Raw genomic sequence first — 25,314 nt, 5'->3', positions numbered from 1 at the left:
CTGATTAAAAACGAATGCTCTTGAGAAATTCCGCCAGACGCGGTGACTGCGGCCGCTCGAAGATGTCCTTCGACGAGCCCTGCTCTTCGATGCGACCCTGGTTCATGAAGACGATCTTGTCCGAGACCTCATAGGCAAAGCGCATTTCGTGGGTGACCAGCAACATGGTCATGCCCTCCTCCGCCAATCCCTTGATCACGCTGAGCACTTCGCCCACCAACTCCGGGTCGAGGGCCGAGGTGACTTCGTCGAACAGCATCAGGCTGGGGTTCATGGCAATGGCCCGGGCAATCGCCACGCGCTGTTGCTGGCCGCCGGACAACTGGCCGGGAAAGTGATTGCGACGTTCCAGAAGTCCCACACGGTCGAGCCATTTTTCCGCGAGCGACACGGCCTCGTCCTTAGGCATTTTCTTAACTTTCAACAAACCCAGGGTCACGTTCTGCAAGGCGGTCAGATGCGGGAACAGGTTGAACTGCTGGAACGCCATGCCGGTCATGGCGCGGTGCTGGGCGATCACCCGCTCGGGGTGACGCACGCGCTTGCCGGCCACGTCGCTGTAGCCGATGGACGCGCCATCGAGGGTAATCTGCCCGCCCTGGAATTCTTCCAGCAGGTTGACGCAACGCAACAGGGTGGTCTTGCCCGAGCCACTGGAACCGATCAAGGTCACCACGTTGCCACGCTGCAGGCTCAGGTCGACGCCCTTGAGCACTTCGACGTCTCCGTATTGCTTGCGCAGGCCACGAATGTTCAGCAACGGTTCGATTGTTTGAGGTTGATTCATGGCAAGGCCACCCGCTTTTCAATGTAGCGCCCGAATAACTCGATGGCGTAGTTGATGACAAAGAACATGAAGCCTGCGAACAGGTAGAACTCCAGGGTCATGAAGGTGCGCGCAATGACTTGCTGGGTGCTCAGCAGCAGCTCGGCCACGCCGATCACCGAGAGCAAGGTCGAGGCCTTGACGATTTCCGTGGAGGAATTGACCCAGGTCGGCAGGATCTGCCGCAGCGCCTGGGGCAACAGCACGTAGCCCAGGGACTGGTAGAACGTCAGGCCAATTGCCTTGCCCGCTTCCAGTTGCCCACGGGGGATGGCCTGCAGCGCACCGCGCACGATTTCCGCGACGTGGGAGCCACAGAACAGCGTGAGCCCGACCGCGCCGGCCTGGAACGCACTGATCTGCCAACCGAGCGCCGGCAGCATGTAGAAACACGCCAGCACCAGCACGAATACCGGCGTGCCGCGAATCAGGTCGACATACAGGCGAAACGGCGCACGCATCCAGAACTTGCCGTAGGTCAGCACCAGCCCGGCGAAGATACCGATCAGGGTGCCGAAGATAATCGCCAGCGCCGAGCAGTAAATACTGGTCTGGAACCCGGCCCACAGCGTCTCCCGGGCGATCCACAGTTCATGCAGCCAGCTAGGGGATTCGTACATGGAAAACCCTCCTTAACGACGGATCGCCAGACGCTGTTCCAGGTAACGGAGCAGCATGGCAATGAGGTAACAGGCGGCCACGTAGAGCGCCGTCGTCACCAGCCAGGTTTCGATCACCCGGTAGCTTTCGACGTTGATCTTGCGGGCGTAATAGGTCAGCTCCGGCACTGCAATCGCAGCGGCCAGCGAGGTGTCCTTGAACAGCGAGATAAAGTTGTTCGACAGCGCCGGCAGCACATTGCGCAGCATCACCGGCACGGTGATATAGGCGCGGATACGCCACTCCCCCAGGCCAATCGCCAATCCGGCTTCGCGCAAGCCCTTGGGAATGTTCAACAGCCCGGCGCGGAACACTTCGGTCAGATAAGCCCCGGCGTACAGCGACAAGGTGATGATGAACGAGGGGATTTTATCCAGGCGGATACCCAGCGACGGCAAGGCAAAATAGATCAACAGGATCAGCACCAGGATCGGCGTATTGCGCACCACCGTCACATACACCGAAGCGAACACACGCAACGCCCGGTGCCTGGACAGCATGGCAAACGCCATCAGCAGGCCGATCACGCAGCCGATGGCGATCGACAGCAAAGCCAACTGCAGGCCCAGGCCGAGCCCTGCCAGCAAAGTGTCGAAATCACGCCATACGGCGGCAAAGTTCAACTGATAGTTCATGGTCGGCAGTACCTGAGTGGGGCGCCGTCAAGCACGCCCCGGTTGTTCTGGATCACTTGAATTCCACAGGAAAACCAATCGCCGGCTCTGGCAGGTCCACGCCGAACCATTGCTTGAACGACGCCTTGTAAGCGGGGAATTCAACGCCGGTCATAGCCTCATGCAGCGCGGTATTGACGAAGTTCAGCCAGTCCTGGTCGCCACGCTTGACCGCGCACGCGTAGGTCTGCGGGCTCCAGGCGTAGGCCGGGCTGCGGTAGCGGCCGGGGTTCTGCACCATCAGGTATTTGACCGAAGACTGATCGGTGGCGGCGGCATCGGCGCGACCGGAGTTCACGGCCTGGTACATCAGGTCGACGCTGTCGTACTGGTCAACCTTGGCCTTGGGCAGCGCCTGGTGGACCAACTCTTCGGCATACACGTTCTGCAGCACGGCCACGGTGACACCATCGCCCGCCGCCTGCAGGTCTTCGATTTCCTTGTACTTGCTGTTATTCGGCAGCAGCAGGCCCACGCCTTCGCGGTAATACGGCAGGGTGAAGGCGACTTGCTGCGCACGGCTGGCGGTGACGGTGATGAACTGGCAGCTCATGTCGACCTTGTCGGTCAGCAGGTTGGGAATACGCGCGTCGGAAGACTGCACCACGTACTCGACCTTGCTCGGGTCGTTGAACAAGCCTTTGGCCACGATGCGGCCGATGTCGATATCAAACCCCTGCAACTTGCCATCCGCTCCCTGGAAGTGCCACGGCGCATTGGTACTGCCTGTACCCACGATGAGGTGCCCACGCTTGAGCACATCATCGAGCTTGCTGTCCGCTGCCTGCGCGAGGCTGGCGACGGTAGCCGATGCGGCGAAGAGAAAAACACACGCTTTGAACACGGAAGGTCGGTGATGCATGACAAGCACTCCAGGAGTTGTGTATTCCGCTATACCGGAACTTGGTATGTAACAACGGAATAGACAGCAGAAAGTGTGCCATAGGCGCTGAAGGAAACCTATGCCGGGGAGAAATCCTTTATGGATCAGCGAGATAGTTTCTGGAGGGTTTTACGGCGTTGCGCCATCATCCAGCCACGCTGCTACTCAATGCCCCACAACGATGTTACTGCGCACCAACTCTGCGCCCTTGGACTAATCTGTAGAGCGAGCAAGCCCCAACATGAAAGGACCCCCGATGAAATTGAGCCTTGGCCTGTTAATGCTGTGTTATCTGATGGCTGGCAACGCCGTGGCCAGCGACCGCCGCGACTGCAAGGAAGAACTGCAAAAACTCAAGGAAGCCTTCGACACCAGCTACACCAGCCAGAACCACCACGGCTACCGCGAAGCCAAAGCGTCCCGCGACAATGAGGAATACAGGAAGTGCGCAAGCCAGGCGCGCAAGGCACGGGAACGGCTGGAGCGTGGGCCGGACCTGTGAAGGTTGACAGTAGACGCAGATGAGCCACCGGCTTAGCGTTGGCACACACCCACACTACCGGCAGGAGATCACCATGGGCGCAGCCACGCGAACAATTTCCAGCGCCAAGGACTTCCAGCGCGTGCTGAACACACCGCGCCCGGTCTTCATCCTGTTCGTTTCAGAGCACTGCCCTGCCTGCGCCAGCGCGGTCCCCTTATTCGAAAAGGTTGCCTGGCAACATCCGTGGATCGTGCGCATGGTGCTCGATTGCGCGCACACCCCAAGACACCCTGACGTTACCGGTACGCCAACGCTGCTGGTCTACGAGCGCGGCAACAGGGTGGAACTGCACAAGGGTTTCGGCCCCGTGGAGGAGCAACAGCAGTTCGTGCACGCGCTATTCATGCGCTTTGACCGGAGCAAGGCCGCAAAACCACCTGGGTCACCCGCCGCTCTTCAACCGCAGCCACCGTTAATCGCCAGCCCTCATATTCCAGGCTATCGCCCACCACAGGCAGACGATCGAGCAGGCTCATCAGCAGGCCAGCCAGCGTTTGATAATCCTCGGTAGCCGCCGCCTTGAAGCCGGTGCGCTGACCGACCTGGCTCAGGTTCAGGGCGCCACTGGCGCGAAATCCGTCACCCTCCTCGACGATATCCGGCCCCTCGATTTCGCTGGCGTCCGGCAATTCACCGGCGATGGACTCGAGGATGTCGGTCATGCTCAACACCCCCATGAAGTCGCCGAATTCGTTGATCACAAAGGCGATGTGCGTGGATTCCTGACGCATCTGCTCCAAGGCATTGAGGATCGAAAAGCTCTCCAGCAGGTTGATCGCACGGCGCGCCAGATGCTCAAGGTTCGGCTCGTTGCCGGCCAGGTACTCCTTGAGCAACTCCTTTTTGTGCACAAAGCCCAGGGGCTCATCGACCGCGCCGTTGCGGATCAACGGCAGGCGCGAGTAGGACGAATGCATCAGTTTCAGGCGAATACTCTCGGGATCGTCCGCCAGGTCGATGCAGTCGACCTTGGCCCGTGGCGTCATCAACGTGCGGATCGGCCGTTCGGCCAGTTGCAGCACACCGCTGATCATCACCCGTTCGCGTCGATCGAACAGCGGACCTTGCGCAGTATCCACCTCGCCCAGCAGGTCGGCGACCTCTTCACCCACCTCTTCCACCGCCAGGCTGCGACCGCCGAGCAAGCGCATCACTGCGTGGGCCGTACGTTCGCGCACCGGCAACACACCCTGCGCCGATTTCTTGCGCCGCGAACGGGCGATCTGGTTGAACACTTCAATCAGGATCGAGAAGCCGATCGCCGCGTACAGGTAGCCTTTCGGAATATGGAAGCCCAGGCCTTCGGCGGTCAGCGCGAAGCCGATCATCATCAGGAAGCCCAGGCACAGCATGATCACGGTCGGGTGCGCGTTGACGAAGCGGGTCAACGGCTTGCTCGCCACGATCATCAGGCCGATGGACACGATCACCGCGATCATCATCACCGCCAGCTCATCGACCATGCCCACGGCGGTAATCACCGCATCGAGGGAGAAAACCGCGTCGAGCACCACGATCTGCGCCACGATCGGCCAGAACATCGCGTAAGCCACATTGCCCTTATGCTGGGCCACATGCCCTTCCAGGCGCTCATGCAATTCCATGGTGGCCTTGAACAACAGGAACACACCGCGAACAGCATGATCAGGTCACGGCCGGAGAAGCTCTTGTCGAACACCTCGAACAGCGGCTGGGTCAGCGTCACCAACCAGGAAATACTTGCCAGCAGGCCCAGGCGCATCAGCAAGGCCAGGGACAAACCGATCAACCGCGCACGGTCGCGCTGCTCCGGCGGCAGCTTGTCCGCCAGGATCGCGATAAACACCAGGTTGTCGATACCCAGCACCAGTTCCAGCACAATCAAGGTCGCCAGGCCGAGCCAGGCCGTTGGATCCGCTAACCATTCCATTTAAAAAGTCTCTGTATTCAAGAACGCCGGGCACGGCGAAGCGCGGTCATGGGACCGGGACAAGGTTAGTCGATGCAATATGGGGTGCTTGAGCGGGAGTCTTGGGGAAAGACGACTGGGAGGCTCCGAGAGGGTGTTCATGCAAGTCCTGAGGTAACGAAAGGACTTGAATCCTACAGCCCAAATACGATTTGCCTACAACGCAAAACTATTACAAAACCTGTCCTAAAAACTCACACAAAACCCATGTGGGAGGGGGCTTGCTCCCGATGGCGGTGTGCCAGTGAGCGCATCTGTCAAGATCGTGCCCACGCTCCCGCGTGGGAATGCAGCCCGTGACGCTCTGCGTCACCGGACGTTGGCGGGACGCGGAGCGTCCCGAGCGGCGTTACCACGCGGAGCATGGGAACGATCAATCGGGAGCAAGCCCCCTCCCACATTTTGACCTGCGGCGTGTCAGGATTTTCGGGTGGCGTCGTCCAGCGCGAGGATGGTGTGGGCATTGGTGACGGTCGTTGCCAGGGTATTGATCACCCCCGACCGCAACGCCCCCAGGGTCGCCGCCGCCTTCGTATTCTCACTGGCAATTGCCACCACGTCCGGGATGCGGAACAGTTCCTGCACCGTCAGGCCGATGACCCGTCCCTGGATGGCGTTGACCGCCGGCTGGCCGTGGATATCGATAAAGTCATAGCCCATCATGTCGCCCACCGTGCCGGACAAGCGTGCCTGGGCGATTTCCTGGGGCGAGAACCAGCCCATGCGCACCATGTTGCTGTTTTCGCTCATGTCGCCGATGCCGATCAAGGCAATATCGGCGCGGCGCGCGCGGTCCAGGGTCGAGCGCACCGTGTCGTTATTGATCAACACACCGCGCAGTTCCGGGTTGGCCACCAGCGCCGGGGCGTACAGGCTTTCACTTTCACCGCCAAAGCGCAGGGCCAGGCGCCGGCAGATATGGTCGGGGTTCATGTACTCGCCGGCCTTGAGCGAACCGCCGATGGCGCAGACAAACGTGCAGTTGCGCGTCACCGGCAGAAAGACGTTGTCAGCCACCGCGCCGACGTTACGTCCCATGCCCACCGCGACGATCATGCCGTCGCCCAGGGTTTTATTCAGGTAATTGGCCACCAGGCTGGCGACGGCCGAGCGCTGGGTGTCCGGGTCGCTGTGATCGACCGCGATCAACGCGCGATCCAGCTTGAAGCGCTCGACCAGCGCCCGCTCCAGCTCGTTGTTCATCGCCGGGTGCTGCAACACCCGCACCTCGACAATGCCTTCATCGCGTGCCCGCTTGAGCAAGCGGCTGACCTTGGCCCGCGACAGGTCGAAGCGCTTGGCGATGGCCTCCTGAGTGACGTTCTCGAGGTAATAGAGCATCGCCACTTCGGTCATCTGATCGATATCGCTGGCCATGCGCTGGCTACTGTCACTCATGGGGACGGGCTTCCGTTTCGGCGTCAAAGGCGCATTCTCCCGACTCTTGCCCCGCGCCGTCCACTATTGATGCCCATCGCGCTCGATCGCATTGATGCGCTCGACCTTGGCCCCCGAGCGCGCAGCCTCGAACTCCGAGGCCAGGAACGCGGTGACGACGCTCTTGGCCAGTTCAACGCCGATGACCCGCGCGCCGATGGACAGGATCTGCGCATCGTTGCTCTTGCGCGCACGCTCGGCCGAGTAGGTGTCGTGGGCCTGGGCCGCACGAATACCGAGCACTTTGTTGGCGGAAATGGCCATGCCGATCCCGGTGCCGCAAACCAGCACGCCGAGACGCTGCTGCCCGGCGGTGATGGCATTGGCTACGGCCAGGGCAATGTCCGGGTACAGCACCGGCGCGGTGGAATGCGTGCCGAAATCGGTCACCGGGTAACCCAGCGCTTCGATATGCCGCTTCAACAATTCCTTGAGCTCAAAGCCCGCTTCATCGCATCCGATAGCCACCGGGAAAGGTGTGTTCATGGCGTCTGGCTCCGCTGCCGTCATCGTACTTACGACTGATCATATGATCATTCAATGAAATTTCGCTCAGGCATTTCTCGGGCATATGAGCTGATCTGTCAAGCTCGTTTTTATCGGAACTCCCGCTAATGCGGCATTAAAAGCCAATAGCGCCACGCAAGATAAGAATCATCGCTTTCAAGTGAAAGAGATTGACTGATCAGAATTTCATTTGGTACACATATGCTCACAGCGAAACATGACTGTGCGACCTAATAAGAATTCACAGCACGAGGACACGCCGATGGCCACGCCATTACTGCTCCAGGCTGAACACGTCGCCAAGGCTTACGCCGGGGTCCCTGCCCTGCGTGACGGGCGCCTCTCTCTGCGGGCCGGCAGCGTGCACGCCCTGTGTGGCGGCAATGGCGCCGGCAAGTCGACCTTCTTGAGCATCCTGATGGGCATCACCCCGCGCGACGCCGGCAGCATCCTGCTCAATGGTGTTGCGGTGCAGTTCAACCGCCCGAGCGAAGCCTTGGCGGCGGGGATCGCGATGATCACCCAGGAGCTGGAACCCATTCCCTACATGAGCGTCGCCGAAAACATCTGGCTGGGCCGCGAACCGCGCCGCGCCGGCTGCATTGTCGACAGCAAGGCCCTCAACCGCCGCACCCGCGAGCTGCTCGAAGGCCTGGAGTTCGACGTCGACCCCACCAGCCCCATGCACCGCTTGAGCGTGGCGCAGATCCAACTGGTGGAAATCGCCAAGGCGTTCAGCCATGACTGCCAAGTGATGATCATGGACGAACCCACCTCGGCCATCGGCGAGCGCGAGGCAGAAACCCTGTTCAAGGCGATTCGCCGCCTCACTGCACGCGGCGCCGGCATTGTGTACGTGTCGCATCGCCTGAGCGAGTTGGCGCAGATCGCCGACGACTACAGCATCTTTCGCGACGGCGCCTTTGTGGAAAGCGGGCGCATGGCCGATATCGACCGCAACCACCTGGTGCGCGGCATCGTCGGCCAGGAGCTGACGCGGATCGATCACAAAGTCGGCCGTGAGTGCGCCGCCGCCACCTGCCTGCAAGTCGACAACCTGAGCCGCAACGGCGAATTTCACGACATCAGCCTGCAACTGCGCCAGGGCGAAATCCTCGGCATCTACGGCCTGATGGGGTCGGGGCGCAGCGAATTCCTCCATTGCATCTACGGCCTGACCACGCCGGACTCCGGCAGCGTCACCCTGCAAGGCAAGCCCATGCCCGTCGGGCTGCCCAAAGCGACCATCAACGCCGGCATGTCGCTGGTCACCGAAGATCGCAAGGATAGCGGCCTGGTACTGACCGGCAGCATTCTTTCCAATATTGCGCTGTCGGCCTACAAGCGTTTGTCGAGCTGGTCGCTGATCAACGCACGCAAGGAAACCCAATTGGCTGAAAACATGGTCAAGCGCCTGCAGATCAAGACCAGCTCCCTGGACCTGCCGGTGGCCTCCATGAGCGGCGGCAACCAGCAGAAAGTGGTGCTTGCCAAATGCTTGTCCACCGAACCGATCTGCCTGCTCTGCGATGAACCGACCCGGGGCATCGATGAAGGCGCCAAGCAAGAGATCTACCACTTGCTCGACCAGTTCGTGCGCGCCGGGGGCGCGGCCATCGTGGTGTCGTCGGAAGCCCCGGAGCTGCTGCACCTGAGCGATCGCATCGCTGTATTCAAGGGCGGCCGGCTGGTAACCATCAGCAGCGACACCGCCCTTTCCCAGGAAGCCTTGTTGAGTCTTGCCTCATGAATGCCAAAACGATTGTTGCGCCCGTTACCGCCGCACCGCGCAACCGCCTGCGCCTGTCCCTCGACCGCTTCGGCCTGCCGCTGGTGTTTATCCTGCTGTGCGTGGTGATGGCGTTTTCCAGCGAATACTTCATGACCTGGCGCAACTGGATGGACATCCTGCGCCAGACCTCCATCAACGGCATCCTTGCCGTGGGCATGACCTATGTGATTTTGACCAAGGGCATCGACCTCTCGGTGGGGTCGATCCTGGCGTTTGCCGGGCTGTGCAGCGCCATGGTCGCGACCCAGGGCTATGGCCTGCTGGCCGCAGTCAGCGCGGGGATGTTCGCCGGGGCGATGCTCGGCGTGGTCAACGGCTTCATGGTCGCCAACCTGTCGATCCCGCCGTTCGTGGCCACCCTCGGCATGCTCAGCATTGCCCGCGGCATGACCTTCATCCTCAACGACGGCAGCCCGATCACCGACCTGCCCGACGCCTACCTGGCGCTGGGCATCGGCAAGATCGGCCCGATTGGCGTGCCGATCATCATCTTCGCAGTGGTCGCGCTGATCTTCTGGATGGTGCTGCGCTACACCACGTACGGGCGCTACGTGTACGCGGTGGGCGGCAATGAAAAAAGCGCGCGCACCTCCGGTATCGGTGTGCGCAAGGTGATGTTCTCGGTGTATGTGGTGTCGGGCCTGCTGGCCGGACTGGCCGGCGTGGTGCTGTCGGCGCGCACCACCTCCGCCCTGCCCCAGGCCGGGGTTTCCTATGAGCTGGATGCGATTGCCGCCGTGGTGATCGGGGGTACCAGCCTGTCGGGCGGCACCGGCAGCATCGTCGGCACATTGTTTGGCGCGCTGTTGATTGGCGTGATCAATAACGGGCTTAACCTGCTCGGCGTGTCCTCCTATTACCAGCAGGTCGCCAAGGGCCTGATCATCGTGTTTGCAGTACTGATCGACGTGTGGCGCAAGAAAAAACGCTAGAGAACGACCCACAACAATAACCGGAGTTCTACTTATGAAACTGGGTACCACCTTGGCCGCTGCGGCGACCTTTACCCTGCTGGCCAGCAGTATCGCCCTGGCCGCCGATGGCAAGACCTACAAGATCGGCGCCGCCGTCTACGGCCTCAAGGGCCAGTTCATGCAGAACTGGGTCCGTGAGCTCAAGGAACACCCTGCGGTCAAGGACGGCACCGTGCAATTGACCGTGTTCGACGGCAACTACGACGCGCTGACGCAGAACAACCAGATCGAAAACATGGTGACCCAGCGCTACGACGCGATCCTGTTCGTGCCCATCGATACCAAGGCCGGCGTCGGTACGGTGAAAGCCGCCATGAGCAACGACGTGGTGGTCATCGCCTCCAATACGAAAGTAGCCGATGCCAATGTGCCGTATGTGGGTAACGACGATGTCGAAGGCGGCCGCCTGCAGGCCCAGGCCATGGTCGACAAGCTCAACGGCAAGGGCAACGTGGTGATCATCCAGGGCCCGATTGGCCAGTCGGCACAGATCGACCGGGAAAAGGGCGAACTGGAAGTGCTGGGCAAACACCCGGACATCAAGATCATCGAGAAAAAAACCGCCAACTGGGACCGCGCCCAGGCGCTGACCCTTACCGAAGACTGGCTGAACGCTCACCCCAAAGGCATCAATGGCGTCATCGCCCAGAACGACGACATGGCCCTCGGTGCGGTACAGGCGTTGAAGTCCCATGGGCTGACTTCCAAGGACGTGCCCGTCACCTCCATCGACGGCATGCCGGATGCGATCCAGGCGGCGAAAAAAGATGAAGTCACCACCTTCCTCCAAGATGCCCAGGCCCAGTCCCAAGGCGCGCTGGACGTGGCGTTGCGCGCCTTGGCCGGCAAGGACTACAAGCCGCAATCGGTGATCTGGGCGCGCTACGGCAACGACGTGAAATGGGGGGATGGCACAGCCAAGAACTACATCCTGCCATGGGTGCCGGTGACGAATGCCAACGCCGATGCGCTGTACAAGCAGGTCAGTGGCGGTAAGTAGTTATAGATCGTTCCCACGCTCCGCGTGGGAATGCATCCCATGACGCTCCGCGTCATCCATCATCAGGACGCAGAGCGTCCCAGGCGGCATTCCCACGCAGACCGTGGGAATGATCGATTGCCAAAAATGGAGTCATTCATGTCAGGTTTCTGGAACCAAGCCTTCGACCTCAGCGGCCGTTGCGCCGTGATCACCGGGGGCGCCGCCGGCATCGGCCTGGCCTGCGCCACCCTGTTGGTGGAACGCGGTGCCCGCGTGGCCCTGCTGGACCGCGACCCGGCAGTGGTCGAGGTGGCCGCCCGCCTCGGTGACGGGCACTTGGGCATTGCCGTCGACCTCAGCCAGATCGGCCAGATACAACCCACCATTGATCAGGTTTTCGAACAGTTCCAACGCCTGGATTACCTGGTCAACAGCGCCGGCGTGGTGTTGCTGGACAAGGCCGTCGAGGTCAGCGAAAGCGCCTGGGACACCACCCTGGATATCAACCTCAAGGCCAGCTTTTTCGTGGCCCAGGCCTGCGCCCGCCACATGCTGGCCCAGGGCAGCGGGCGCATCGTCAACCTCGCCTCCCAGGCTGCCGTGATCGGCCTGGACCGCCACGTCGCCTACTGCGCGAGCAAGGCCGCCATCGTCGGCATGACCAAGGTATTGGCCATGGAATGGGCGCCGCAGATCAACGTCAACGCCATCTCCCCCACCATCGTCGAGACCGCCCTGGGCAAGCAAGCCTGGGCCGGCGCAGTGGGCGAACGGGCCAAGGCGCAGATCCCGGCGGGACGGTTTGCCCAGCCCGAGGAAATCGCCGCGCTGGCGCTGTACCTGCTCAGCGATGCCGCGCAGATGATCACCGGCGCCAATATGCTGATCGACGGCGGCTACAGCATTCAGTAATTCATCTTTATGTCGTGAGGGTTTGTCATGTCCACCGTTACCGAACACAGTGCTGAACAACTCGCTCCAGTCATCCCGAAAACCATGCAGGCCGTGGTGTGCCATGGCCCGGAAGACTATCGCCTGGAAACCGTCGACGTGCCCACACCTGGGCCTGATGAAATTCTCACCAAGGTCGAGCTGTGCGGCATCTGCATGGGCGACATCAAGACCTATCGCGGCGCGCCGTCGTTCTGGGGCGATGCCGAGCAACCGCGCTACGTGAAACCACCAATGATCCCAGGGCATGAGTTCGTGTGCCGCGTGGTTGCCCTCGGCCCTGGCGCGGAAAAACGCGGCGTGGCGGTCGGTGAGCGGGTGATTTCCGAGCAGATCGTGCCGTGCTGGGGCTGCCGGTTCTGCAACCACGGCCAATACTGGATGTGCCAGAAGCATGACCTCTACGGCTTCCAGAACAATGTGCAGGGCGCCATGGCCCAGTACATGATTTTCACCAAGGAAGGCATCATCCATAAGGTGCCGGAATCCATCGCCCCGGATGAAGCGATCCTGATCGAACCCCTGGCCTGCTCGCTGCACGCGGCGGAACGCGCCGATGTCGACCACGACGACATTGTAGTGGTCGCCGGCGCCGGCACCCTGGGCCTGGGCATCATCGGCGCGGTGCGTCTGCGCAACCCGAAAAAACTCATCGTGCTGGACATGAAACCCGAACGCGCCGCCCTGGCCCTGCGCATGGGCGCCGACGAAGTGTGGAACCCGGCCGAGGTCGACGTGCTGGCGAAAATCCGCGCGATCACCGATGGCTACGGCTGCGACATCTATATCGAAGCCACCGGGCACCACAAGGCAGTGAACCAGGGCCTGGCGATGCTGCGCAAATTGGGGCGTTTCGTTGAATTCAGCGTGTTCAATGATGAAGCCACGGTGGATTGGTCGATCATCGGCGACCGCAAGGAGCTGGATATTCTCGGCTCGCACCTGGGGCCGTATATGTACCCGCGCGCCATCGACTTTATCGGCAGCCGCAAGATCGACATGCGCGATGTGGTAACCCATAAGTTTGCGCTGGCGGATTTCAAGGAAGCGTTTGCGGTGATGGAGCGTGGCGACAAGTCGCTCAAGGTGGTACTTGAGCCTTAAGCACACCACAGATCTATGTGGGGGGACTTGCCCCCGATGGCGGTGTGACAGTCAGCACATCTATTACTGAACCACCGCTATCGGGAGCAAGCCCCCTCCCACACTGGATAGCGGTGAACCAATAAAAAACAGGAACCCGCGTTATGAATCGAGTCATCAACGATCCGGACCAAGTGGTCGAAGACATGCTGCGCGGCATCCTGGTCGCGCACCCTGAACTGCGCCAGTTCGAAACCAACCCAAGGGTCATCGTCAAGGCCAAACCCTCGGCCCAGGGCCGTGTCGGCATCGTCACCGGCGGTGGTTCCGGGCATGAACCGGCCTTTCTCGGCTACGTCGGCCCGGGCCTGGTGGACGCGGTGGCGGTCGGTGAGATTTTCTCCTCGCCCACCGCCAAGAGCTTTTTCGACGCCTTCCGCGCCGCCGACCATGGCGCGGGCGTGGCCTGCCTGTACGGCAACTACGCGGGTGACAACATGAACGTGAAGCTGGCGATGAAAATGGCCGCCAGTAAAGACATGCGTATTCGCACCGTGGTCGCCAACGACGACGTCGCCTCCGCCCCCCAGGCGGATATCGCCAAGCGGCGCGGCGTGGCCGGGGAAATCTTCATGTGGAAAATCGGCGGAGCCGCCGCCGCCCAGCATTACGACCTGGACGGCGTGATTCGCGTCGCGCAAAAAGCCGTCGACCACTGTCGCTCGATTGGCATCGGCCTCACGCCCTGCACCATCGCCGCAGTGGGCAAGCCGAACTTCCAGATCCCCGACGGCCAGATGGAGCTGGGCATCGGCCATCATGGCGAACCGGGCATCGAAGTGATCCCCATCGAATCCGCCGCAGCCATGGCCGAGCGCATGCTCGCCCCCATCCTCGCAGACCGCGACTTCAGCCAGGACGACAGCGTGGTGGTGCTGGTCTCCGGTCTCGGCGCCACGCCGGTGATGGAGTTGTACGTGTTCTATGCCGAGGTGGAACGCCAGCTCACGGCCAAGGGTTTGAAGATTCACCGTTGCTATGTCGGCAACTACTTCACCTCCCTGGAAATGATGGGCGTGACCCTGACCCTGCTCGGCCTGGACGCGGAGCTGAAAACCCTGATCGACCAACCCTGCCGTTCCATCGGCATGACCCAGGCGGAGTGAACCATGAGTGAGCATTTTTCCAGCCACGACGGCAGCGCCATCGTCGCCGACCTGGTCAGCGTGATCGTGGCCAACCGTGACTACCTCAGCGAAATCGACGGTGCGATTGGCGACGGTGACCACGGCATCAACATGGCCAAGGGCTTCGCCCATTGTGGGCGCGCGCTTGAGGGTCGCCAACTGACCCTGGCGGCAGCCCTGGACGAACTGACCCTGAGCCTGATGGAGGGCATCGGCGGCTCGATGGGCCCGTTGTATGGCAGCCTGTTTATCGGCATGGCCGACGAAGTGCGCGGCAGTGAAGACATCGACGCCGCCACCTTCGCCCGCTTGCTGCGCGGCGGCCTGACGTCGTTGCAGGACATTACCGAGGCGGGTGTGGGTGACAAGTGTTTGATGGACACCCTGATTCCGGCGGTGCAAGCCTTTGAGCGAGCGCACGCCGATGGGGCTTCGTTCTACGCCGCGCTGGAGACGATGAAAAGCGCTGCTTCCCAAGGGCGTGATTCGACCAGGGACCTGGTGGCGAAGATAGGCAGGGCCAGCCGCCTGGGTGAACGCTCGCTAGGGGCGCTGGATGCTGGGGCGGTGTCGTGCTGCCTGATCCTCACGCGGCTGGCGGATTCCATCCAGCCCCGCTTGGCCTGACCGGTGATCGTTCCCACGCTCCGCGTGGGAATACAGCCCTGGACGCTCCGCGTCCCGCCTGCGCGAGGGTGACGCAGAGCGTCACGGGATGCGCGCCCACGCAGAGCGTGGGAGCGATCGAGTTGGTAGTGGATTACCAGAACCGCTGCTGAGTCAGCCGGCTCCACCAGGTCAGTAACACCCGGTCCACCGAACCACTGGCCGCCAGCCCTACCCGCTCCTGCAGGCTTTTACGCTCGGCATAATGCAGGTGGAACACCTCGGCGGTCTTGGCCTTGGTGGCCAGGTATTCGTCGCTGGTCTGCAGCTCGTCGACCAGTTGCTTGTCGAGGGCGGCAACACCCAGCCACACTTCTCCGGTGGCTACCTCGTCAATCGCCAACTGCGGGCGATAACGCGAGACGAAGTTCTTGAACAATTGGTGCGTGATGTCCAGGTCTTCCTGGAATTTCTCGCGCCCCTTCTCGGTGTTTTCGCCAAACACCGTCAGCGTGCGTTTGTATTCGCCGGCGGTCAGCACTTCGAAGTCGATATCATGCTTTTTCAGCAGGCGGTTGACGTTGGGCAACTGGGCAACCACGCCGATGGAACCGAGGATCGCGAACGGGGCGCTGATGATCTTCTCGCCGATGCACGCCATCATATAGCCGCCGCTGGCCGCGACCTTGTCGATGCACACGGTCAATGGCACGCCCGCTTGACGAATACGCGCCAGTTGGGAAGAGGCCAGGCCGTAGCTGTGCACCATGCCGCCGCCGCTTTCCAGGCGCAGCACCACTTCGTCCTTGGGCGTGGCCAGGCTCAGCAGTGCGGTGATTTCATGGCGCAGGCTTTCGGTGGCGGAGGCCTTGATGTCACCGTCGAAATCCAGCACGAATACCCGCGCCTTAGGCTCGGGCTTCGTCTTGCTCTGCTTTTTTTCGGCTTTGCTTTCGGATTTGCGCAGGGCCTTGAGCTGGTCCTTGTCGAGCAGACTCGATTCCAGGCGCTCGCGCAAGCCCTTGTAGAAATCGTTCAGCTTGCTGACCTGCAACTGGCCAGCGGATTTGCGACGCCCTTTGCTGCGCAGCGCCGCGAAGCTGATCAGCACCACCAGAATAGCGACCACCAGGGTGACGGTCTTCGCCAGAAAGCTCGCATATTCGGCCAAAAAATCCATATGTCTCCTTAAGAATGCACTGCGCCAGGCGCGGATGGCCCAGCATACCGGCGCCAATGCCCGCGGACCAGTGCCCAAACCGCCACCAGCGCTCCTCTAACAGGCTTTTAAAACAAGCGTATGTTTTTTCATTGACAGCTCGCGGGCATCCTCATAACCTCGCCAGACTTTCAACGTACCGGGAAAACGGACGTGGGCAGCATCTATCTGATTCGACATGGCCAGGCCTCCTTCGGTGCAGACGACTATGACGTGCTGTCGCCCGTCGGCGTGGAACAAGCCCAGGTACTCGGTCGCCACCTGGCCGACCTGGGGCTGACGTTCGATCGCTGCCTGTCGGGTGACCTGCGCCGCCAGCAGCACACCGCCACCGCCACGTTCGATCAATACAGCGCCCTCGGCCTGCCGGTTCCGCCGCTGGAAATCGACAGCGCGTTCAACGAATTCGACGGCGAGGCGATTATTCGCGGCCTGCTCCCCGACCTGCTAGGCGCCGAACCCGACGCCGTGCACATCCTGCGCAATGGTGCGCAGAACCGCAGCGAATTCCAGCGCATCTTCGCCCTGATCATCGAGCGCTGGCTGGCCGGCACCTACGACCCGCCGGGGCTGGAAAGCTGGCTGGGGTTTGTCGAGCGTGTCCAGGGCGGCTTGCAGCGCATCCTTGAAGCGGCCGACAACTCGCACAAGATCGCGGTATTTACCTCCGGCGGCACCATCACCGCCCTGCTCCACCTGATTACCCGGATGCCGGCCGCCCAGGCATTCGAACTGAACTGGCAAATTGTCAACACCTCGCTCAACCAACTGAAATTCCGTGGTCGCGAGGTGGCACTGGCTTCCTTCAACAGTCATACCCACTTGCAGCTGTTGAAGGCGCCGCAGTTCATCACTTTCCGATGAAGTGCGGCCAACCGTGACCCCAAGGTCACTGGACTCTACCCTAAAGGATCGAAACCATGACTGACGTAGCTAAAGCCGTAGAAGCAATGAAAGCCAAATTCAACCCAAGCGCCGCTGAAGGCCTGGACCTGGTATTCGGTTTCCGTATCGACGACACCAAGAACTTTTCGCTGGTGGTCAAAGACAAGACCTGCGAACTGCAGGAAGGTGAAAACCCGGACGCCCAAGTGACCCTGGTCATGGACAGCGAAACCCTGGAAGGCATCGTCGACGGCTCCACCGACGGCATGCAGGCCTTCATGGGCGGCAAACTGCGCACCGAAGGCGACATGATGCTGGCCATGAAGCTGAGCGAGCTGTTTCCTTCCTGATTCAGGCACAACCTGAATTTGATGAAGATCCAATGTGGGAGGGGGCTTGCTCCCGATAGCGGTGTATCAGTGACAGGTGAGCTGGCTGAGACACCGCCATCGGGAGCAAGCCCCCTCCCACGTTAAGTTTTAGGTTGCAGCAACAACGCCACCAGCGCACTCCACCCTGTCTGGTGCGACGCCCCCAACCCCCTGCCGGTCTCCCCATGAAAATACTCATGGAACAACACCAGGTCACGGCTGAGCGGGTCCGCCTCCAACTGTGCATACGCCGCCATCGACGGGCGCAGGCCATTTTCGTCCCTTAGAAACAACCCGGTCAGGCGCTGACTGAGGCTGTCGGCCACTTCCTCCAGGGATGACAGATAACCGCTGCCCTTGGGGTATTCCACCGAAAAGTTATCCGCGTAATAGCGATGAAATTCACGCAGCGACTCAATCAGCATGTAGTTGACAGGCATCCACAACGGCCCGCGCCAATTGGAGTTGCCACCGTACAAACGTGAATCGGATTCGCCGGGCTGGTAACTGGCGCACAGGGTGTTGCCATTCATCTTCAGGGCCAGGGGCTGCTCGGCGAAGGCCTTGGACAAGGAGCGCACGCCAAACGCCGACAAGAACTCATCGTCATCCAGCATGCGCCGCAGCAAATCCTTGGTGCGCTCACCGCGCAGCAATGCCAGTAGCAGCCGATTGCCCTGCCCCGGTTCGTTCCAACGCGATACCAGCCTGGCCAGGTCCGGCCGATGGTGCATGAAGCCCAACAGCCGCTCGCGCAAGCCCGCCAGGCCTTCATGCTCGCGCTGCTCCAGCACCAGCACCGCGAACAACGGCATCAGCCCGACGATAGAACGCAGGCGCACCGGTTCGCTCTCGCCATCGGGGCGGTGCAGCACGTCGTAGAAAAACAGATCCTGCTCATCCCACAGCCCGTCGGCGCTGTCGTCGACGCGGTTGATGGCGCCGGCGATGTACAGGAAGTGCTCGAAGAACTTCACCGCGATATCCACGTACACGCCATTGCGCTTGGCCAGCTCCAGGGCGATGCGCATCAAGTCCAGCGCATAGGCGGCCACCCACGCCGTACCGTCCGCCTGGTCCAGCTGATAGCCCGGTGGCAGCGCGGCAGAGCGGTCGAACAGGGCGATATTGTCCAGCCCGAGAAAGCCGCCCTGGAACAGGTTGCGGCCCTCGGCGTCCTTGCGGTTGACCCACCAGGAAAAATTCAGCAGCAGTTTGTGGAAAATCCGCTCCAGAAAGTCTAGGTCGCCCACACCGGTCAACGCCTTGTCCTGCTGATACACGCGCCAGCTGGCCCAGGCATGCACGGGTGGGTTGGCATCGTCGAAGCGCCACTCATAAGCCGGCAGTTGGCCATTGGGGTGCATGAAGCGGTCCTTCACCAGCAACAACAGCTGTTGCTTGGCGTAGCCCGGATCGATCAGCGCCATCGCCACCGCCTGGAAGCCCTGGTCCCACGAGGCGTACCACGGGTATTCCCAGGTGTCGGGCATGGAGAGAATGTCGAAGTTGGACAGGTGCCGCCAATGGGTATTGCGCAGATGCAGGCGCTCGGGCGGCGGCGCGGGCTGGGCCGGGTCGCCGTCGAGCCACTGGTTCACGTCGAAATAGTACAACTGCTTGGACCACAGCAACCCGGCCAGGGCTTGACGCTGCACGTTGCGTGCATCTTCGTCGGCGATGCCTTGCTGCAGCGCCGCGTAGAAATCATCGGCCTCCTGGCGGCGCTGTTCGAACAGCTTGCGCGCATTGACCTCGGGCGCGTCCACAGGGGCAAAGCGCAGGTACAGGACTTTGCGCTCCTGACCCGCCAGTTCCAGGACGAACCGCGCCGCCACCTTGGTGCCCGTATCTCGGCGAATCGCGTCTTGCACACCGCCGACCACGTAATCGTTGATGCCGTCCTTGAACGGCCCCGGCGCCGCCGGCCCACCCAGCCTGGGGACGTTGGTCTGGTTTTCACAAAACAACCATTCCACGCCGTCCTGGCCCCAGGCGCTGAGATGGCGGTCGCCCAGCTCATGATGACGCGCTCGCACGCGGTCACCGTCCAGGGTCAAGCCGGGCTTGGGGGCGTCGAAGGTCCAGCTCCAGTCATTGCGCGCCCACAGCTGGGGCAATACCTGCAGGCGCGTGGGTTGCTCGGCACGGTTGTGCACGGTGATGCGCATGAAAATATCGTCGGGTTGATGCTTGGCGTATTCAACGCTGACGTCGCAGTAGCGGTTATCGTCAAACACGCCGGTATCGAGGATTTCATACTCAGCGTCAGCCAGCCCACGGCGGGCGTTTTCGGCGATCAGGTCGGCGTAGGGAAACGCTCCATGGGGGTATTTGTAGAGCATGCGCATGTAGGCATGGCTCGGCACGCCATCGACGAAAAAGTACAGTTCCTTGACGTCTTCACCGTGGTTGCCTTCGGCGTTATCGAGGCCGAACAGGCGCTCCTTGAGGATCGCGTCGCGTTCGTTCCACAGCGCCAGGCCCAGGCACCAGCGTTGCGCCTTGTCGCTGAAACCGGCCAGGCCATCCTCGCCCCACCGGTAGGCGCGGCTGCGGGCATGTTCATGGGGAAAATAGGCCCAGGCGTCGCCGTCGGCGCTGTAGTCCTCGCGTACGGTGCCCCATTGGCGTTCACTCAGGTACGGCCCCCACTCGCGCCAGCTTTCTGCATGCTCCGTCGCCAGACGTTGACCTTCGAGGGTGTCGAGCATTCGGTGTGTGGGTGCGGCCGTCATTGAGTCCTCCATCGCCGGTCTGATGAGCAGCAGTGTAGAACCCAATGCCGCCCGGATGCACATGAAGACTGCATAGGGCCGTCACCTCATTCATTTGCAGAATGAAGTCCAGAGGAAACTTCGTTTGCACGCGCCTCTTGGGCCCAACAAAATCCAGGGAAAGCCACACATCTCGCCTCAGCCTTCAGGAATTTTTCTATGCCAGGTACCGCACATGTCAGCCCCGACGAGATCCGTAAGGGCTTTTCCCGGGCGATGTCCGATATGTACAGGGATGAAGTGCCGTTGTACGGCGCGCTGATGACCCTGGTGGCCCAGACCAACGCACAGGTGCTGGAGCGCAACCCGGGCCTGGCCGAGCACCTGCGACGTACGGGTGAGATCGAGCGCCTGGACATGGAGCGCCACGGTGCGATCCGCCTGGGCACCGCTGCGGAACTGGCGATCATCAATCGTCTGTTCGCGGTCATGGGCATGCAACCGGTGGGCTATTACGACCTGACACCGGCTGGCGTGCCGGTCCATTCCACGGCCTTTCGCGCCGTCCACGAACAGTCGCTGCAAACCAGCCCGTTTCGCGTGTTCACCTCGCTGCTGCGCCTGGAGCTGATCGAAAGCCCAGCGCTGCGCAGCTTCGCCGAAACCGCCCTGGCCAAGCGCTCGATCTTCACCCCCGGCGCCCTGGCGCTGATCGAACAGGCGGAAAAACACGGCGGCCTCGGAGCCTCTGACGCCGAGGAATTCATTCGCCAGGCGCTGGAGACGTTTCGCTGGCACCCCACCGCCACCGTCACGGCCGCGCAGTATCGGCAACTCAGCGACCAGCATCGCCTGATCGCCGACGTAGTGGCCTTCAGAGGCCCGCATATCAATCACCTCACCCCGCGCACCCTGGACATCGACCAGGTGCAGGCGGCCATGCCCGGCCACGGCATCACCCCCAAAGCCGTGATCGAAGGCCCACCTCGGCGCAAGTGCCCGATCCTGCTGCGCCAGACCAGCTTCAAGGCCCTCGACGAACCCATTGGCTTTACCGATGCCCAGGGCAGCCACAGCGCACGCTTCGGCGAAATCGAACAGCGCGGCGTCGCGCTCACCCCCAAAGGGCGTGCCCTGTACGACCAACTGCTGAATGCCGCCCGCGATGAACTCGGTGCCTTCCCGAACGAGTCCAATGCCACGCGTTATGAACAATTGATGGAGCAACACTTCCAGGCCTTCCCGGATGATCACGCGCAAATGCGTGAACAAGGCTTGGCGTACTTCCGCTATTTCCCCACTGAAAAAGGCCTGGCGGCCCGCGGCCAACTCGACCAACCACGCACACTGGAGGCATTGATCAGCGCGGGGCATGTAGAGGTTGAACCGCTGGTGTACGAGGATTTCCTGCCGGTGAGCGCGGCGGGGATTTTTCAGTCGAACCTGGGCGATGCGGCGCAGAGTCATTACACGGCGAATTCAAACAAGGATGAGTTTGAGCAGGCGTTGGGCCGCAGCACGATTGACGAGTTGCAGCTGTATGGCGAGACGCAGCAGCGTTCCGTGGATCAATGCATGAGCACGCTGCTGGTATAAAAAAATCTGCACATTCGAATGGGGCACGGGTTGTGGTGAGGGAGCTTGCTCCCTCGCCACGGGTTGGGGGTTTGCTCAACTCAACTTTGCGACAATCTCATCTTTGATCAACAGCCGTTTCTTCTTCAGTTTTTCCACATCCTCATCGTTGGCACTTGCCGACTCCGCCTTCAGCACCTCCCCATCGGCAGCGTCGTATTGCGTGAGCAACGAGTCCAGACGCTTGTCACTCGCCCTGCGTTCGTGAACAGCTTCCTTGCTCATCCCCAAGTCCTGATACAGGTCGTGTTTCACTGGCATGGCGTACCTCCACAAGTTGATCAATGGCCTACCCCTTGAAGCTAGCCCATTCCCAGGGGTCTTGTCATGTTCAAGGTCAAACCCTCTCCGTTCGTCGTAACCTCGGCGATGCAATCAAACCTTTGCCGTGCCCTGCCCTCCACTGTAGATCGCCACCCGAGGGAGACCGGTTTTTATGAATCACACTGCCACTGCTGCCGACACGCAATGCATCAACACCATCCGCACACTGGCCATGGATGCCGTGCAGAAGGCCAACTCGGGCCACCCTGGCACGCCCATGGGCCTGGCGCCGGTGGGCTACACGTTGTGGAGTCGCTTCCTGCGCTACCACCCGGAACATCCCGACTGGCCCAACCGCGACCGCTTCGTGTTGTCGGTGGGGCATGCGTCGATGCTGCTGTACTCGCTGCTGCACCTGGCCGGCGTGGTAGAAATCGATGCCCACGGCAAGCGCTCCGGGCAGCCGGCGGTCAGCCTGGACGATATCAAGCAGTTCCGGCAAATGGGTTCCAAAACCCCGGGCCACCCCGAGTACCGCATGACCACCGGGGTGGAAACCACCACCGGCCCCTTGGGCCAGGGCTGCGCCAACAGCGTGGGCATGGCGATGGCCGAGCGGTGGCTGGCCCAGCGGTTCAACCGCGACGACCAGGTGCTGTTCGACTACGACGTCTACACCCTGTGCGGTGACGGCGACATGATGGAAGGCATCAGCAGCGAAGCGGCGTCGATGGCCGGACATTTGCGCCTGGATAACCTGTGCTGGATCTACGACAACAACACCATCAGCATCGAGGGCCACACCGAACTGGCCTTCAGTGAAGATGTGATCAAGCGTTTCCAGGCGTATGGCTGGCACACCGTGCATGTCACCGATGCCAATGACCTGCAGGCGCTGAGCGTGGCGCTGGAAACCTTCAAGGCCAATACCGGCGCGCCGACCCTGATCGTGGTCGATAGCGTGATCGGCTACGGCTCGCCGCACAAACACAACACCGCTGCGGCCCACGGCGAGCCGTTGGGCGAGGATGAAATTCGCTTGACCAAAGCCGCGTATGGCTGGCCAGAGGATTCCAGTTTCCTGGTGCCCGATGAGGCGCGCACCACGTTGCGCGACGCACTGCATGAGCGTGCCGAGCCGCTGTATGCCGAGTGGAACCAGACCCTGTCATCCCTCGACCCGCAACGCGCCGATGAACTGCAGCGCATGCGCGCCGGAGAAATGCCCGAGCACTGGCAGGCCGACCTGCCGCGCTTTGCGACCGATGCCAAGGGTGTCGCCAGCCGTGCATCCGGCGGCGAAGTGCTGAACGCCTTCGCCCAACACATCCCCTGGTTGCTCGGCGGTTCGGCGGATTTGTCACCCTCGACCAAGACCAATCTCACCTTCGACGGCGCCGGCCGTTTCAGTGCCGATGACTACAGCGGGCGCAACCTGCACTTCGGCATTCGCGAGCACGCCATGGGCGCAATTGCCAACGGCATGGCGCTGTCCTACCTGCGGCCGTACACCTCGACGTTCCTGGTGTTCAGCGATTACATGAAACCGCCGATCCGCCTGGCGGCGATCATGGAGTTGCCGGTGGTCTTCGTGTTTACCCATGACTCGATCGGCGTCGGCGAAGACGGCCCCACCCACCAGCCCATCGAACACCTGACCCAACTGCGCGCCACCCCAGGCCTGTTGACCCTGCGCCCAGGGGACGCGAATGAAACCCTGGAATTGTGGAAGGTGGCGCTGGCACAGACCGATCGACCAAGCTGCGTGGTGTTGTCGCGCCAACCGCTGCCAACCCTGGATCGCAGCCGCTATGCCGCCGCCTCCGGTGCGGCCAAAGGCGCCTACGTGCTGGCCGGCGCAGACAAGCCTGAAGTGATCCTGATCGCCACGGGCAGTGAAGTCAGCCTGGCGGTCGCCGCCTACGAACAACTCACGGACGAAGGCATTGCCGCGCAGGTGGTGTCGATGCCGAGTTGGGAACTGTTCGAAGACCAGGACCAGGCCTACCGCGACAGCGTGTTACCGCCGGCGGTGAAGGCGCGCGTGGTGGTGGAACAGGCCGGCCCGTTGGGCTGGGACCGCTACGTCGGGCAGACCGGCGCCAAAGTGGTGATGAACAGCTTTGGCGCGTCGGCACCGCTGGCGAAGTTGCAGGAAAAGTACGGGTTCACTAAGGAAAATGTGGTGAAGCTGGCCAAGCAGCAGCTCCAGCACAACCGGGCTGAGTAACCCCTCTCGATGCGCAGGGGGCTTGCCCCCTGCTGCATCCAGACTGGCGACGGCTCAATTCTTGTAGTCGGTATCGCTACGCTCCAACTTCCGGATCAACGCATTCCAATGCCGCGTTACCCCAGGCCCTTCGCCGCTGCTGAAGACCTTGGCCTGCTCCTCGACCCTGGCCACCACTTCAGCCGGTGGAAATACCAGTTCCGCATTCCCGCCTGCCTGCGCCGCAATCTGGATGTTGCAGGCGCGCTCCAACCCCTGCAACTGCTGGAATGCATGCTCCACGCTGATGCCTGCGGTCAACAGCCCATGGTTGCGCAGGATCATCACGCTCTTGTCGCCCAGGTCCGCCACCAGCCGCTCGCGTTCGTCCAGGTCCAGGGCCACGCCCTCGTAGCCGTGATAGGCCACGCGTCCGGAAAACGCGATGGAATGCTGGGAGATCGGTAACAGCCCGTCCTTCTGCGCGGACACCGCAATACCGTCGCGGGTATGGGTGTGCAGCACCGCCTGCAGGTCGTGGCGCGCGCCATGGATGGCACTGTGGATCACGTAACCGGCGTAGTTGATGCCAAGGCCGGTGGGGTCATCGACCAGGGTGCCGTCGAGGTCGACCTTGACCAGGTTGGAGGCGCTGATTTCATCGAACAGCAGGCCGAAGGCGTTGATCAGGAAATGTTCCTCGGGGCCCGGTACACGGGCGGAGAAATGCGTGTAGATATGGTCGGTCCAGTTGTACAAGGCCGCCAGCCGATAGGCGGCGGCCAGTTTGACGCGCACCTCCCATTCCTCTGGCGTGACGCGTTGGCGGACGGTACTGGAAACGCTCGATAGCGAGGTGACGCTGCTCATGGCAAAACTTCCTGGATGGCCTTAAGGACTTCCCGGCCAGCCTAGGCGATGCGCAAAAATAATAAAAAGCACATTTTAATCTAAGCTAAT

At 61.6% G+C, this 25,314-nt stretch carries 22 protein-coding genes and 2 pseudogenes; 13 read left to right on the top strand and 11 right to left on the bottom strand.

The features are described 5' to 3' along the window. Positions 1-4: 4 nt before the first annotated feature. The 4 genes from C4J87_RS11220 to C4J87_RS11205 are packed head-to-tail and all read right to left on the bottom strand — an operon-like array spanning position 5 to position 3,022. Positions 5-787 carry an amino acid ABC transporter ATP-binding protein gene (locus C4J87_RS11220; protein WP_124362611.1) on the bottom strand — a complete coding sequence of 261 codons (783 nt, stop codon included), beginning with the start codon at positions 785-787 and terminating at the stop codon, positions 5-7. Continuing rightward, complete coding sequence (locus C4J87_RS11215) at positions 784-1,446, bottom strand: amino acid ABC transporter permease (RefSeq protein WP_124366828.1); 663 nt, start codon at positions 1,444-1,446, stop codon at positions 784-786. Before C4J87_RS11215 ends, C4J87_RS11220 begins: the two co-directional genes overlap by 4 nt. A 12-nt stretch (positions 1,447-1,458) precedes the next feature. Continuing rightward, positions 1,459-2,121 (bottom strand): amino acid ABC transporter permease, encoded by a 663-nt coding sequence (locus C4J87_RS11210; RefSeq protein WP_124362609.1) that lies wholly within the window; start codon positions 2,119-2,121, stop codon positions 1,459-1,461. Between the two features lie 52 nt (positions 2,122-2,173). Next, positions 2,174-3,022 carry a transporter substrate-binding domain-containing protein gene (locus C4J87_RS11205; protein WP_124362608.1) on the bottom strand — a complete coding sequence of 283 codons (849 nt, stop codon included), beginning with the start codon at positions 3,020-3,022 and terminating at the stop codon, positions 2,174-2,176. A gap of 277 nt (positions 3,023-3,299) precedes the next feature. On the opposite strand from C4J87_RS11205, the gene C4J87_RS11200 reads away from it, so the two are divergent. Then, on the top strand, positions 3,300-3,545 hold the full coding sequence (locus C4J87_RS11200; RefSeq protein WP_124366827.1) for a hypothetical protein: 246 nt from the start codon (positions 3,300-3,302) through the stop codon (positions 3,543-3,545). A gap of 19 nt (positions 3,546-3,564) precedes the next feature. Continuing rightward, positions 3,565-3,900: pseudogene (locus C4J87_RS11195) on the top strand (thioredoxin family protein); the annotation flags it as partial. A gap of 28 nt (positions 3,901-3,928) precedes the next feature. Here C4J87_RS11195 and C4J87_RS11190 read toward each other — a convergent pair. The 3 genes and pseudogenes from C4J87_RS11190 to rpiB all read right to left on the bottom strand — a co-directional run bounded on the left by C4J87_RS11190 (position 3,929) and on the right by rpiB (position 7,458). After that, positions 3,929-5,496: pseudogene (locus C4J87_RS11190) on the bottom strand (transporter associated domain-containing protein). A 456-nt stretch (positions 5,497-5,952) separates the two neighbouring features. Beyond that, entirely contained in the window at positions 5,953-6,933 is a 981-nt protein-coding gene (locus C4J87_RS11180) for a sugar-binding transcriptional regulator (RefSeq protein WP_124362603.1), read from the bottom strand. 63 nt (positions 6,934-6,996) lie between these two features. Further along, positions 6,997-7,458 (bottom strand): ribose 5-phosphate isomerase B, encoded by a 462-nt coding sequence (gene rpiB / locus C4J87_RS11175; protein WP_124366825.1) that lies wholly within the window; start codon positions 7,456-7,458, stop codon positions 6,997-6,999. A gap of 283 nt (positions 7,459-7,741) precedes the next feature. Here rpiB and C4J87_RS11170 point away from each other — a divergent pair, with 283 nt between their 5' ends. The 7 genes from C4J87_RS11170 (at position 7,742) to dhaL (ending at position 15,075) form a co-directional block, all read left to right on the top strand. Next, complete coding sequence (locus C4J87_RS11170) at positions 7,742-9,229, top strand: sugar ABC transporter ATP-binding protein (protein ID WP_124366824.1); 1,488 nt, start codon at positions 7,742-7,744, stop codon at positions 9,227-9,229. After that, on the top strand, positions 9,226-10,203 hold the full coding sequence (locus C4J87_RS11165) for an ABC transporter permease (RefSeq protein ID WP_124362600.1): 978 nt from the start codon (positions 9,226-9,228) through the stop codon (positions 10,201-10,203). Before C4J87_RS11170 ends, C4J87_RS11165 begins: the two co-directional genes overlap by 4 nt. Before the next feature lie 34 nt (positions 10,204-10,237). Continuing rightward, positions 10,238-11,245: a substrate-binding domain-containing protein gene (locus C4J87_RS11160; protein ID WP_124366823.1), complete on the top strand. Its 1,008-nt coding sequence runs from the start codon at positions 10,238-10,240 to the stop codon at positions 11,243-11,245. Between the two features lie 138 nt (positions 11,246-11,383). Beyond that, a complete protein-coding gene (locus C4J87_RS11155; RefSeq protein WP_124366822.1) occupies positions 11,384-12,139 on the top strand; it encodes an SDR family oxidoreductase in 756 nt (251 codons plus the stop codon). A 27-nt stretch (positions 12,140-12,166) separates the two neighbouring features. Next, positions 12,167-13,282, top strand: coding sequence for a zinc-binding dehydrogenase (locus tag C4J87_RS11150; protein WP_124366821.1), 1,116 nt, complete (start codon positions 12,167-12,169; stop codon positions 13,280-13,282). Positions 13,283-13,425: 143 nt separating this feature from the next. Continuing rightward, positions 13,426-14,427, top strand: a complete 1,002-nt coding sequence (locus tag C4J87_RS11145) for a dihydroxyacetone kinase subunit DhaK (protein WP_124366820.1) — start codon at positions 13,426-13,428, stop codon at positions 14,425-14,427. 3 nt (positions 14,428-14,430) lie between these two features. Beyond that, positions 14,431-15,075 (top strand): dihydroxyacetone kinase subunit DhaL, encoded by a 645-nt coding sequence (gene dhaL / locus C4J87_RS11140; RefSeq protein ID WP_124366819.1) that lies wholly within the window; start codon positions 14,431-14,433, stop codon positions 15,073-15,075. 133 nt (positions 15,076-15,208) lie between these two features. Here the strand turns inward: dhaL and sohB are convergent, their stop codons facing one another. Beyond that, a complete protein-coding gene (gene sohB / locus C4J87_RS11135; protein WP_124366818.1) occupies positions 15,209-16,234 on the bottom strand; it encodes a protease SohB in 1,026 nt (341 codons plus the stop codon). Between the two features lie 192 nt (positions 16,235-16,426). Between sohB and C4J87_RS11130 the strand changes: the two genes are divergently transcribed. Both C4J87_RS11130 and C4J87_RS11125 read left to right on the top strand, forming a co-directional pair. Continuing rightward, a complete protein-coding gene (locus C4J87_RS11130; protein WP_124366817.1) occupies positions 16,427-17,137 on the top strand; it encodes a histidine phosphatase family protein in 711 nt (236 codons plus the stop codon). A gap of 56 nt (positions 17,138-17,193) precedes the next feature. Then, positions 17,194-17,508 carry an SCP2 sterol-binding domain-containing protein gene (locus C4J87_RS11125; protein ID WP_005788868.1) on the top strand — a complete coding sequence of 105 codons (315 nt, stop codon included), beginning with the start codon at positions 17,194-17,196 and terminating at the stop codon, positions 17,506-17,508. A gap of 122 nt (positions 17,509-17,630) precedes the next feature. Here C4J87_RS11125 and C4J87_RS11120 read toward each other — a convergent pair whose 3' ends face one another. Continuing rightward, positions 17,631-20,267 carry a glucosidase gene (locus C4J87_RS11120; protein ID WP_124366816.1) on the bottom strand — a complete coding sequence of 879 codons (2,637 nt, stop codon included), beginning with the start codon at positions 20,265-20,267 and terminating at the stop codon, positions 17,631-17,633. A 198-nt stretch (positions 20,268-20,465) separates the two neighbouring features. On the opposite strand from C4J87_RS11120, the gene C4J87_RS11115 reads away from it, so the two are divergent. After that, the gene (locus tag C4J87_RS11115) at positions 20,466-21,842 is read left to right on the top strand and encodes a VOC family protein (protein WP_124366815.1); all 1,377 of its coding nucleotides are present in this window, start codon (positions 20,466-20,468) and stop codon (positions 21,840-21,842) included. 75 nt (positions 21,843-21,917) lie between these two features. Here C4J87_RS11115 and C4J87_RS11110 read toward each other — a convergent pair whose 3' ends face one another. After that, entirely contained in the window at positions 21,918-22,142 is a 225-nt protein-coding gene (locus C4J87_RS11110; protein WP_124366814.1) for a DUF465 domain-containing protein, read from the bottom strand. Between the two features lie 175 nt (positions 22,143-22,317). Here C4J87_RS11110 and tkt point away from each other — a divergent pair, with 175 nt between their 5' ends. Continuing rightward, entirely contained in the window at positions 22,318-24,375 is a 2,058-nt protein-coding gene (gene tkt, locus C4J87_RS11105) for a transketolase (protein ID WP_124366813.1), read from the top strand. 54 nt (positions 24,376-24,429) lie between these two features. Here the strand turns inward: tkt and C4J87_RS11100 are convergent, their stop codons facing one another. Further along, positions 24,430-25,224 (bottom strand): class II aldolase/adducin family protein, encoded by a 795-nt coding sequence (locus C4J87_RS11100; protein ID WP_124366812.1) that lies wholly within the window; start codon positions 25,222-25,224, stop codon positions 24,430-24,432. Positions 25,225-25,314: the final 90 nt, after the last annotated feature.

The sequence above is a fragment of the Pseudomonas sp. R1-43-08 genome, from assembly GCF_003852255.1.
Taxonomy (GTDB): Bacteria; Pseudomonadota; Gammaproteobacteria; order Pseudomonadales; family Pseudomonadaceae; genus Aquipseudomonas.
Note: the sequence above shows the minus strand (reverse complement) of the source record. Positions and strands in the feature narration are given on the sequence as shown.